Here is a 12,024-nt window from a genome sequence, read left to right on the forward strand (position 1 = left end):
CGAGCGTCAGCCGGGGCATCAGCTCGCCCGTCCCGGCGTCGCGCCGAGCCGTTCGGCCCAGAACAGCCCCGCGACCTGGAGCGCGATGGCGACGACCGCGCACGCGCCACCGACGGGGGTGTGCAGCAGGACCGCCACCGGATCGACGCCGATGCCGTAGCCGAGCCCGATGCCGCCGAGCGGCAGGGCGGCGAGCAGCAGGGCGGTGGCACGCGCCCCGGCCGCCTGCGCCTCCGCCGCAGCCAGTCCACGGTCCGCCGAGCGGGCGTCCGCCTCGATCCGCTCCAGCAACTCCGCCAGCGGCGCGCCCGTCTGGTCGGCGAGACGTACGGCGGCGCGGGCCAGGTGGTCGAGGCGTCCCGGCCCGCCCCGCTCGTCGCGGCCGGCCGGGTCGCCGCCCGCGGTTCCACCTCCGTCCGGGGTGCCGCCGTCGCCCGTGGTGCCGTCCCCGCCCGTGGTGCCACGCCTGCCCGGGATTCCGCCGTCCCCCGAGGTGAGCCGCTCGGCGGCGACCGGCACCGGCAGGCCGGCCCGGAGGTCGGCGGCCAGCCCGCAGAGCTGGTCCAGCCGGCGCCGCCGGGCCCGGACGGCGTACCGGCCCTCCCTGCGTCGGAGGAGCGCGCGGGCGGACAGCGTGCCGTAGGCGCCGACGGCCACCGCCGCGACCGGACCGGCCAGCAGCAGGCCCACCCCGGTGCCGGCCGACGCGGCGAGCAGCAGGATGCGCCCCCGCGACGCCGTCAACGCGTACGACCGCAGCGACGCCGGTCGCCGGTCCTCGCCGGGCGGACCGGTCACCGCGCCGGGCCGGCGAGACGAGGCAGCCGTCGGGGCGGGCGTCCCGCCGGGGCGTCGGGCGTCCCGCCGGGCCGGTGGCCGCAGCCGGTCGGGACCGCCGCCCCCGGGTCTCGTCGGTCCCGAAGCGCCACGGTCGTCTCCGGCCGGCCAGGGCCACGGCGACCGGTCGACCGCGTCCCGGGACGCCCACCGCGCCCCGCCTTCCGCCTCGCGCTCACCTCGGTGGGTGCCGCCGGCCGGGAGGCTCGGAGGCTGCCCCCGACGGACCGGAGGTTCGTCGTACGGGTTCCGCCGGTCGGCGGCGCGAGGACGAGCGACGCCCCCGGCCATGCCCGCCGCCGCAGCGGTCTCCGCGCCCTGATCGGGTGTCCGGCGCAGCTCGGTGATCCAGGCGACGAGCGGGTCCTCGGTGCCGGCGCCCGCGCTTCCCCCGCCGACGGCCAACACGCCCCGCCGGTTGCGACCGCCACGCACCACCCCGGCCACCAGCACCGCCGCGGCGAGCGCGGGCAGCAGCGCCACCAGGGCGTACGGGGCGGTCACCTCGGTCCCGCCGATCCGGGCCACGGCTCGGTCAGGACCGGCGGCACCGGTACGCCCCGCTCCCGCAGCAGTTCGGCGAGCGCCGGTGCGGCGAGGTCGGGCCCGCGCCCGCGTACCCAGGCGGGAACCGCCGTGACCAGCCGGTCCGGGCCTTCCGGCAGGAGCAGGCAGACCCACTCCAGCACCCGTCCCTCGGCACCGCGGCGCACCTGGAGCAGCACCTGGAGCGCGGCGGCCACCTGGGCGTGGAGCGCCGGGCGCGGCAGCCCGCCGAGCATCCCGAGGGCCTCCAGCCGCGCCGGCACGTCCGACGGGGTGTTGGCGTGCAGGGTGCCGGCGCCTCCGTCGTGGCCGGTGTTCAGGGCGGCGAGCAGGTCGACGACCTCCCCGCCCCGGCACTCGCCGACGACCAGCCGGTCGGGCCGCATCCGCAGGGCCTGCCGCACCAGGTCGGTCAGCCCGACCGCGCCGGATCCCTCCACGTTGGCCGTCCTCGCCTGCAACCCGACGACGTGCGGGTGCCGGGGGTGCAGCTCGGCCGCGTCCTCCACCAGCACGATCCGTTCGGTGGCGGGGACCAGTCCGAGCAGCGTGTTGAGCAGGGTCGTCTTGCCCGAGCCGGTGCCGCCGGTCACCAGGTACGCCAGCCGGGCCGCCACCACGGCGGAGAGCACCGGCGCCACCGGGCGCGGAACCGTCCCCTGGCTCACCAGTTCGTCGAGGGTGAAGGGCCGCTGCCGGAAGGTCCGCAGGGACAGATAGGGCCCGTCGGTCGCCACGGGCGGCAGCACGGCGTGCAGCCGGGTGCCGTCGGGAAGCCGGGCGTCCGCGTACGGGGAGCCGTCGTCGAGCCGCCGGCCGGCGCTGGCGGTGAGCCGTTGCGCGAGCCGGCGTACGTCGTCGACCGTGCCGAGCGGCACCGCGACCTGGTGCAGGCCCCGCCCCCGGTCCACCCAGACCCGCACGCCGTTGACCAGCACGTCGGTGACCTCCGGGTCGGCCAGCAGCGGGGCGAGCGGACCGGCTCCCACCAGGTCGTCGTGCACCTGGTCGGCCATCCGCAGTACGGCGGTGTCGCCGAGGACGGCGGCGGTGGGCTCCGCCCGTACGGCGGACACGATCGCGGCGGGGGTGACCGGGGCGGCGGCGGCCGCGATGCGCTGTCGCACCCGGGCGGCGAGGGTCTCGCCCTCGGACGGCCCGGTCATGCCGCACCCGCCGCCGGCGCGCCGGTCAGCTCCGCGACGATCCGCTGGCAGAGCGCGGCCAGCGGCCCCCGACCGTGCGCGGCGGGTGCCTCGCCCCGCTCCAGCCCACGGGTCAGCGCGGGTTCCGGGCGCAGCGTGCCGGCCAGCGGCAGCGCGAGCGCCCGGGCCACCTCCGCCGCACCGAGGCGGCCCGGCGCCGGACCGCGCACGATCACCGACATCGCGGCGCAGTGCGGGGCGGCGGCGGCCACCACCCGAGCCGCGGCGGCGGTGGCCCGCAGCTCGGCCGGGACCACCACGTAGACCTGGTCCGCCGCCTGCAACGCGGTCACGGCCGCGTCGTCCAACTGCCGAGGCAGGTCCACCACCACGAAGTCCCGGCCCCGCCGGGCGGCGTCGACGGTCGCGGCCATCGCCTGGGCGGGAAGGGCGAGCAGGTCGCCCCGGTCCCAGGAGAGCACCACCAGGTCGCCCCGGCTCGGCAGGGCCCGCACCAGTGCCGGTGCGTCCACCCGGCCGTCGGCGCCGGTCAGCGCCGGCCAGCGCAGCCCCTCCAACTGCTCCCAGCCGAGCACCAGGTCGAGCCCGCCGCCGAGCGGGTCGGCGTCGACGAGCAGGGTGCGCAGCCGGGCCCGGGCGGCGGTGACGGCGAGCCCGCCCGCCAGGATGCTCGCGCCGGCACCGCCCCGCCCGCCCAGGACGGCGACGATCCGGGCGCCGCCCCGCTCGACGCCCTCCGGCCCGCACTCGGCGAACCGGTCGACCAGCCAGGGCTCGGCGGCCGGCAGTGTCGCCACGTGCTCCGCGCCGATCAGCTCGGCGACCTGCCAGCCGGGGTCGAGCTCCCCGGAGCGGCCCACCAGCACCATCCGGGGCCGCTGCGGCAACCGCGCCCGCAGGCAGGGCTGGGCCTGGTCGGCGCCGACCAGCACGAGCGGGGCGGGCAGCCAGCGGGTGCGGGCCGCGGCGGGGTCGGCGGCGAGTTCCACCTCGACGCCGCCCGCCGCGGCGAGTCGGAGCAGGTCGTCGAGCAGGTCGCCGTCCGAGGTGACGAGCAGCGGCAGGGGCCGGTGCGGCGGGACGGAGGTACGGGGTGGCATCGCGGCCTCCAGCGGTCGGGGTTGCTGACCCGAGACCCTGCTCCGGTGCCACCCCGGTCGCCGCCCCGTCCCCACAGCCTGTGGACAACCGCGCGCCCTGTGGACAACGCCCGCCGAGCGAGTCGATCTGCTATGGACTTCCGGCGGGCCTTACGCGCCTCCCAACTCCGGAATCGCCCCGGCTACCGTGACGGCGGCACGGGCTCCGCGCGGGCCGTACGGATCGATAGTCTGCGTTGCATGCATCGCAGCCGCGTGTACGCCATCCTGATCGACACCCCTCGTGCGGAGGCTGCCCGGGCGGTGGCCTTCTGGTCGGGAGCCCTGGGTGTCCCAACCGAGTCCGACCCGTCGTATCCGCAGTTCATCGGCCTGCACGACGCCCTGCCCGGGCTGGTCATCGCCGTGCAGGAGGTCGACGACGAGCCCCGCTTCCACCTCGACTTCGAGACCGACGACGTCGAGGCCGAGACCGCCCGCCTGGTCGCCCTCGGCGCCACGCGGGTGGCGCAGTGGCAGGAGTGCCGGGTGCTGCGCGTACCCGGTGGGCATCTGGTGTGCGTCCTGCCAGTGGAGAGCCCGCCGGAGGTCTTCGACGCGGAGGCCCGAACCTGGCCGTGACGCGCGTACCGGCGCACGCGGACCCGGGGAGCCGGCCGCCGCAGCGACCGTAGGGCCGGAGCCTCGCCACCGGAGGGGGCGGGCCCTCGGCACGGGCGACCGGGCCGGTGGAAGGCACGAACAGGCGTCAACGACGCTCAATCGTTATACGCGCGTCCGGACGTCTCCGCCGCCCGATCCCGGCGGACCGTCGCCCGTGCCGGGGCGTCTCCTCAGACGGCCCGACCCGCTGGCGTTCTTCGTCGGCTCAGGTGCGCCTGTGGAGAGCATCGAGACGACCAGTGACCTGTGTCGGAGCGCTCCCGGGGGGAAAGGGACGACCCCCGTCGGGGGGAGACGGGGGTCGTCGAAGGTTCGGCTCCGGGGGGGTCGAGCCGAACCCACTCGGCGGTCACGGGGGGTGCAACCGCCGAGGGTCTGCCTGTTGTACGAGATGTGAACACTCGTCGCGTCGTCAAGTCTGCCTGAGCGGACCTGTATACGTCGAGTGGTGTCGCCTCCACTCCCTGCGAAATAATGTTCGCAGAGTGTGACCATCGTCACTATGCGCGAAGGTGGGTGGGGGCCGGCCCGCAGGTCCGAGGGGTCGCCGGGCCCCGGGCACCCGCCGACCATAGACCATCCGGCTAGACTTTCGCGCCGTGGGCCGAAGTGCCGCTTTCTTCGATCTGGACAAGACCGTCATCGCCAAGTCGAGCGCCCTGGCGTTCGGTCGGCCGTTCTACCGGGACGGCCTGATCACCCGGCGTGACGTGGTCAAGTCGGCGTACGCGCAGCTGATGTTCCGGCTGGGCGGCACCGACGAGCAGACCATGGCCAAGACCAGGGACTACCTCGCCGCGCTCTGCAAGGGCTGGCAGGTGGAACAGGTCCGCCAGATCGTCGCGGAGACGCTGCACGAGCTGATCAACCCTTACGTGTACGCCGAGGCCGCCGCCCTGATCGAGGAGCACCAGGCCGCCGGGCGGGACGTCGTCCTGGTCTCCGCCTCCGGCGAGGAGATGGTCCGGCCGATCGGTGTGCTGCTTGGGATCACCGACGTGATCGCCACCCGGATGGGCGTGGTCGACGGCCGCTACAGCGGCGAGGTCGAGTTCTACGCTGCCGGCCCGAGCAAGGTCCACGCGGTCGGTGAGCTGGCCGCCGAGCGCGGCTACGACCTGGCCGACTCGTACGCCTACTCCGACTCGTACAGCGATCGGCCGCTGCTGGAGTGCGTCGGCCACCCGTCGGTGGTCAACCCGGACCGGCAGCTGCGCCGGCTGGCGATCGAGAACTCCTGGCCGGTGCTGGAGTTCCGGCACCCGATCCCGCTGGGGCGGCGGCTGCGCGAGCGCCCGGCCGTCCCGGTCGCCGCCGCGGCGTTGGGCGTGGGCGTCGGCGTGGCCATCGGCATCGCCTGGTACGGCCGCCACCGTCGCACCCGCACCGCCCCCGCGCCCGCCTGAGCCCACTGAGCCCGAGCGCCTGAGCCGCGAGGACGTAGCCGGCGCTGGCGGCCGGGACCGCGCCGACCTGAACTCCGCGGCGGCGTGCACCCAGGCCGCACGACGCGCGCAGCCCGACGACCGGGCGCAACGCGGGGACGGGCCAGAGCCGGCTTCCAGGCGTCGGCCGGCTCAGGCCGCCGCGAGGACCTCGTCGCCGATGGCCGTGAGCTGGTCGGCGCCCACCTCCACCGCCGCCATGTAGTGGCGCAGCCAGGAGCGCAGGCCGTCCGGGGTGCCGGTGGCGAAGGCGCCGGCCGAGCCGACGTACTCGGGCTCGCGCTCGTGGTGACCCACGTCCACGCCGAGCAGGCCGCGCGGGTCGAGCCCGCTGGACAGCAGCACCAGCCGGGCGGCGCCCCGGGCCACCACCCCGGACGGCCCCGCGAAGGGGCGCAGGTTCAGCAGCTCGCCGTGCACGACGGCGGCCAGCACCAGCGGCGAGACCTTCGTGCCCCCGGCGACGAGCCCGGCCAACGCGTCCAGCCGGGCGGCGACGACCGGGTCCGCCACCGGCCGGCCCAGCTCGGCCTCGCCGACCACGTCGCGGGCGGCGAGCACGTGCAGCCGGGCCAGCGCCTGCCGGGGCGCCTTCGGCCAGAGTTCGGACAGCCCGGGCAGCGCCCCGGCGACCCGCAGCGCGCCCTGCACCACCGGCTCGGTCACCGTTCCCGCGCGTACCGCCTCGCGCTCGCGGGCGTACCCCTCCAGGGCGGCGCTGGCCACCGCGGAGCGGAGGCTGACCTCGGCCGCGACCTGGCCGCCGTGGCGGCGCAGCGCGCGGTGCCCCAGGGCCTGGTCGAACCGCTCGCGGGCCCGCTCGACGGCGGGGGCGATGTCGGCGAGCGCGAGCAGCGGGGCGAGCGGGTCAGCGGTCACCCCGTCACGCTATCGACTGCCCGGCGCGACCCGCCGGCGAGCCGCCCGGAAGCGACCACCGCCACCCACGGCCGGTCGGCCGGCGAGCCCTCCCGGACAAATGGCGTCGGCGCGACGGTCCGCGTCGCCGTCCGGCGCGCGGTGGGGGCCGCTCGGCGCGCGTCGGCCGGACCGGCGGTCGCCCGCACCGGCCGCCACGACTAACCTCGTGCCCTAGAGAGACGCAGGTCACCTGAGCGACGAGGGAGTACGGCATGAGCGAGGCATTGGCAAATCTGCTGAACGAGACGCGCCAGTTCCCGCCGCCGGCCGAACTCGCCTCGAACGCCAACGTCACCGCCGACGCGTACGCGGAGGCCGGGGCCGACCGGCTGGCGTTCTGGGAGCGGCAGGCCGGGCGGCTGACCTGGGCGCGGCAGTGGGACCAGGTGCTCGACTGGTCGAAGCCGCCGTTCGCGAAGTGGTTCGTCGGCGGGCAGCTCAACGTGGCCTACAACTGCCTGGACCGGCACGTCGAGGCCGGGCTGGGCGACAAGGTCGCCATCCACTGGGAGGGCGAGCCGGGCGACACCCGGACCATCACGTACGCCGACCTGCACCGGCTGACCTGTCAGGCGGCGAACGCGCTGACCGACCTGGGCGTCACCGCCGGCGACCGGGTGGCGATCTACCTGCCGATGGTGCCGGAGGCGGCGGTCGCGATGCTCGCCTGCGCCCGGATCGGCGCCACCCACAGCGTGGTCTTCGGCGGCTTCTCCGCCGACGCGCTGACCAACCGCATCCAGGACGCCAGCGCGAAGGTGGTGATCACCGCCGACGGCGGCTACCGCCGGGGCAAGCCGTCGGCGCTGAAGCCGACCGTGGACGAGGCGGTGGCGAACTGCCCGTCGGTGGAGCACGTGCTGGTGGTCCGGCGTACCGGCGAGGAGGTCGCCTGGTCGGCTAAGGACCGCTGGTGGCACGAGACGGTCGAGACCGCTTCGGCCGAGCACGCCGCGCAGCCGTTCGACGCCGAGCACCCGCTGTTCATCCTCTACACCAGCGGCACCACGGCCCGCCCGAAGGGCATCCTGCACACCACCGGCGGCTACCTGACCCAGACGTCGTACACGACGCACGCGGTCTTCGACCTGAAGCCGGAGACCGACGTCTACTGGTGCACGGCCGACATCGGCTGGGTGACCGGGCACTCCTACATCGTCTACGGCCCGCTCTCCAACGGCGCCACCCAGGTGATGTACGAGGGCACCCCGGACACCCCGCACAAGGGCCGGTTCTGGGAGATCGTCGACAAGTACAAGGTCAGCATCCTCTACACCGCCCCGACGCTCATCCGCACGATGATGAAGTGGGGCGACGACATCCCCGCCGGCTACGACCTGTCCTCGCTGCGGCTGCTCGGCAGCGTCGGCGAGCCGATCAACCCCGAGGCGTGGATGTGGTACCGGCAGCACGTCGGCGGCGGTGAGCTGCCCATCGTGGACACCTGGTGGCAGACGGAGACCGGGGCGATCATGATCTCGCCGCTGCCGGGTGTGACGGCGACCAAGCCGGGCTCGGCGATGACGCCGCTGCCCGGGATCGTCGCCGACGTCGTCGACGACCAGGGGCAGTCGGTGCCGAACGGCGGCGGTGGCTACCTGGTGCTGCGCGAGCCGTGGCCGTCGATGCTGCGCACCATCTGGGGCGACGACAACCGGTTCATCGAGACGTACTGGTCGCGCTTCGAGGGGATGTACTTCGCCGGGGACGGGGCGAAGAAGGACGACGACGGGCACGTCTGGCTGCTCGGCCGCGTCGACGACGTGATGCTGGTGTCCGGGCACAACATCTCCACCACCGAGGTGGAGTCGGCGCTGGTCTCCCACCCGTCGGTGGCCGAGGCGGCGGTGGTCGGCGCGACCGACCCCACCACCGGGCAGGCCATCGTCGCGTTCGCCATCCCGCGCGGCACCACGGACATCGCCGGCGACGCCGGTGAGAAGCTCATCGCCGAGCTGCGCAACCACGTGGCGAAGACGCTGGGCCCGATCGCCAAGCCCCGGCAGATCATGCTGGTGCCGGAGCTGCCGAAGACCCGTTCGGGCAAGATCATGCGCCGGCTGCTGCGCGACGTCGCGGAGAACCGCTCGCTCGGTGACGTCACCACGCTCCAGGACTCATCCGTCATGGACCTGATCTCGTCCGGCATGGGCGGCGGGAAGTCCGACGAGGACTGACACGCGTACGCCCCGATGGGTGGCGGCCCGCGCGGGCCGTCACCCATCGTCGTCTCTTACGGCTGGGCGACCGGCCGGATGCGGGCTGTCACATCGGTCGGTCGGGTGAGCCTGGAGAAGCTGAACGTACACAGGCAGACGTCGACCCCTGTCGTTCCCCTGTTTTCTGTTCTAGGTTCACGCACGTCGGGTCGGTTCGATGGACGTCACATCGATGGAGGGCCGGCCGACTTCCTCCTCCCCCATGCCCGAGAAACGGAGCGGCATGAACAGAAACCCGCAATCCGGGTCGCGTCGACGCCTGCTCGTCGCGCTGCCCGCCATCGCCCTCGCCGCCACGTCACTGACCGTGACCGGTGGCGCGGCGGCGGCGGAGCCCGGCCCCGCCCGAGCCACGATCGGCGCGGACGAGCACTACATCAACTACGCGGAGCCGGCCGTCCAGCCGGACAGCAGCGGCCGCGAGGTCAAGGGCAAGGGCGGCGTCTACGCCCCGGCGGTCGAGGAGGCACGCGCCTTCGACCGCAAGTACGCCCGCGGCAACCCGGTCGCGGCCGAGCAGCTCGCGAAGCACGAGGCCAAGTCGATCATGACGGGCAAGAGCCCGCGGCAGATCAAGAAGGCCCCGAGCACCCAGACCGCCAAGCTGCTCACCCTGCTGGTGGAGTTCAACGACCAGGCCAACGACGACTTCACCGGCGTCATGGTGCCGAAGACGGTCTTCGAGGACCGGACCTGCGTGCCCGGCACCGTGCAGAACGGGCCGAAGCACAACCGGATCCCGAACCCGGCGAACCTGCCGCACGAGGACAACAACTCGATGTGGGTGCCGGACTTCTCGCCCACCCACTACGACAAGATGCTCTATTCCAAGAAGGGCATCACCGAGCGGGTCCGCAAGGATCTGCGGGGCCCGGACGGCAGGCAGGGCATCGACCTGACCGGCCGCACCATGCACAACATGTACCTGGAGATGTCCAAGGGCGCGTACACGGTCGACGGGCAGGCGAGCCCGTGGATCACCGTCCCGCACTCCGAGGGCTGGTACGCGGCCTCGCGCTGCTTCCAGGACGAGAACGGCGACTGGGTCCCCGGCCGTCAGCAGTCGATGAACGGCCACCCGGACAACCCGCAGGGCGCGGGCCGGCTCGCCACCGACGCGATCGACGCCCTCGCGAAGATGGACCCGAACTTCCCGTGGGCCGACTACGACATCGAGGACCAGGGCGACCGCGACGGCGACGGCAACCTCTTCGAGCCGGACGGCGTGATCGACCACCTGGTGCTGGTGCACGCCGGGCAGGGCAAGTCCCGCGGCGGCGGCGCCGAGGGCACGTACGCCGTCTGGGCGCACTCGTCGTCGGTGGCCGGCGGCTACACCATCCCCGGCACCAGCCTCCAGGTCTCGAACTACATCGTGCAGCCGGAGGACGCCGGCGTCGGCGTCTTCGCCCACGAGTTCGGCCACGACCTGGGCCTGCCGGACCTCTACGACACCTCCGGCAACGCCGACTCCGACGTCGACTTCTGGGACCTGATGGCCTCGGGCTCGCACTCGGGTGAGATCTTCCAGGCGCTGCCGACGCACATGGGCCTGTGGGACAAGTGGGTGCTCGGCTGGGCCGACCCGCTGACCCTCGCTCCGGGCTCGGACCCGCGCACCGTCAAGCTGGGCCAGACCTCGCGGACCCCGCGCGGCACCAAGGACGGCATCAAGGTCGACCTGCCGGACAAGGTGATCACGCTGGCCACGCCGCACAGCGGCGCGAACATGTGGTACTCCGGCGCCGACCAGGACTGGGCGGACGTCAAGATCGCCCGTCAGGTGGCCGTGCCGGCGGCGGCCGACGCGAAGTTCTGGATGTGGAACAACTTCGTCATCGAGGCCGACTGGGACTACGGCTTCCTCGAGGTCTCCACCGACGGCGGCACCACCTGGACCGAGCAGAAGGTCTACGACTCGACCGGCAAGCTCGTCACCACGAACGACGGCTACGCCGACCCGAACGGCCGGATGGTGGACTTCGGCAACAAGAAGTACGGCCTCACCGGTGACACCCACGGCTGGCGGCACGACTACGTGGACCTGTCCGCGTACGCCGGGCAGACCGTGCAGCTGCGGCTGCGCTACGCCACCGACGAGGCGTTCGCGGAGCGTGGCTGGTTCGCCGACGACTTCTCGGTGACCGGCGGCGGCGCCACCACGTGGAGCGACGACGTCGAGGGCGGGGCCAACGGCTGGACGGCGACCGGCGGCACCTTCGTCGACACCACCGGCCAGGGCTGGCACATCGACACCGGCACCTCGACCCAGGCGCACTACTACCTGGCGGAGTGGCGCAACTTCGACGGCTTCGACAAGGGCCTGAAGTACACCTACGACACGATCTACTCGCGCGACGCGTGGAAGGTGGACCGGGTCTCCTACAACGCGCCGGGCATGCTGGTCTGGTACCGCGACACGGAGCGGGGCGACGTCAACCACACCACGGCGCAGATGACCGCGCTGCCCAGCTACGGTGCCAAGGGCGGTCTGCTGATCGTCGACTCGCACTTCGACCCGTACCGCCGCACGGGTGAGGCGGCCGTCAAGGACCCGTCGGTGCTGGACAACCTGCCCAGCCGCCCGCAGTCCGCGAACGCGGCCTTCTCGCTCAAGCCCACGTACCCCTTCAAGGAGTGCCTGGAGGCGGCGGACGAGCCGTACAGCGAGTACTGCACGAGCTTCGGCCCGCAGGCGCCGGTGCGGGGCTTCACCGACGCGAAGGGCTGGTACCCGGGCATCGAGATGCGCGACGGCTCGCCGTACGCGCGGGACAACGACGCCTCCGTGGTCGTCCCGTCGAAGGGCAACGCGCCGTACACGACCCGGGTCACCAACCCGGACGGTACGCCGGCGACGTCCTACTACGGGGTCACCCTGGGCGGCGGGGCGATCGTGCTGGGCACCGGCAACCCGGGTGACCAGGGCGTGTCGTACGGCGTCACCATCACCATCAAGCGCGCCGCGTGGGACAACTCGTACGCGACCGTGCACGTCACGCCCGCGCGCAACTGACCCGAGGGGTCGGTCGAGCGGGAGACGGGCGGGGCCCGTCCGGGGAGCGGAGCGCTCCCCGGACGGGCCCCGCCGCGTGTACACGCGGCCGGCGGTCGTAAAGACCCGACG

The 12,024-nt window shown here is 74.0% G+C and carries 8 protein-coding genes; 4 read left to right on the forward strand and 4 right to left on the reverse strand.

Features of this window, described 5'->3' with window-relative positions:
- Window positions 1-18 precede the first annotated feature (18 nt).
- From AC5L34_RS04310 to ssd, 3 genes are read right to left on the reverse strand one after another with little or no spacing between them, the layout of a single operon-like run.
- Window positions 19-1,341: a hypothetical protein gene (locus AC5L34_RS04310; RefSeq protein ID WP_441173513.1), complete on the reverse strand. Its 1,323-nt coding sequence runs from the start codon at window positions 1,339-1,341 to the stop codon at window positions 19-21.
- Window positions 1,338-2,549: a TadA family conjugal transfer-associated ATPase gene (locus tag AC5L34_RS04315; RefSeq protein WP_441173514.1), complete on the reverse strand. Its 1,212-nt coding sequence runs from the start codon at window positions 2,547-2,549 to the stop codon at window positions 1,338-1,340. Before AC5L34_RS04315 ends, AC5L34_RS04310 begins: the two co-directional genes overlap by 4 nt.
- Window positions 2,546-3,649 carry a septum site-determining protein Ssd gene (ssd, locus tag AC5L34_RS04320; protein WP_363892708.1) on the reverse strand — a complete coding sequence of 368 codons (1,104 nt, stop codon included), beginning with the start codon at window positions 3,647-3,649 and terminating at the stop codon, window positions 2,546-2,548. The genes AC5L34_RS04315 and ssd overlap by 4 nt, the downstream gene beginning before the upstream one ends.
- Before the next feature lie 240 nt (window positions 3,650-3,889).
- On the opposite strand from ssd, the gene AC5L34_RS04325 reads away from it, so the two are divergent.
- Both AC5L34_RS04325 and AC5L34_RS04330 read left to right on the forward strand, forming a co-directional pair.
- Window positions 3,890-4,270, forward strand: a complete 381-nt coding sequence (locus AC5L34_RS04325) for a VOC family protein (protein WP_441173515.1) — start codon at window positions 3,890-3,892, stop codon at window positions 4,268-4,270.
- A gap of 641 nt (window positions 4,271-4,911) precedes the next feature.
- Window positions 4,912-5,718: an HAD family hydrolase gene (locus tag AC5L34_RS04330; RefSeq protein WP_441173516.1), complete on the forward strand. Its 807-nt coding sequence runs from the start codon at window positions 4,912-4,914 to the stop codon at window positions 5,716-5,718.
- Window positions 5,719-5,889: 171 nt separating this feature from the next.
- Here AC5L34_RS04330 and AC5L34_RS04335 read toward each other — a convergent pair whose 3' ends face one another.
- Complete coding sequence (locus AC5L34_RS04335; protein ID WP_441173517.1) at window positions 5,890-6,636, reverse strand: Fic family protein; 747 nt, start codon at window positions 6,634-6,636, stop codon at window positions 5,890-5,892.
- A gap of 254 nt (window positions 6,637-6,890) precedes the next feature.
- On the opposite strand from AC5L34_RS04335, the gene acs reads away from it, so the two are divergent.
- Window positions 6,891-8,855 (forward strand): acetate--CoA ligase, encoded by a 1,965-nt coding sequence (acs, locus tag AC5L34_RS04340; protein WP_441173518.1) that lies wholly within the window; start codon window positions 6,891-6,893, stop codon window positions 8,853-8,855.
- A gap of 265 nt (window positions 8,856-9,120) precedes the next feature.
- Window positions 9,121-11,913 (forward strand): immune inhibitor A domain-containing protein, encoded by a 2,793-nt coding sequence (locus AC5L34_RS04345; RefSeq protein ID WP_441173519.1) that lies wholly within the window; start codon window positions 9,121-9,123, stop codon window positions 11,911-11,913.
- The last annotated feature ends 111 nt before the right edge of the window (window positions 11,914-12,024 follow it).

Source organism: Micromonospora sp. ZG13 (assembly GCF_059359355.1).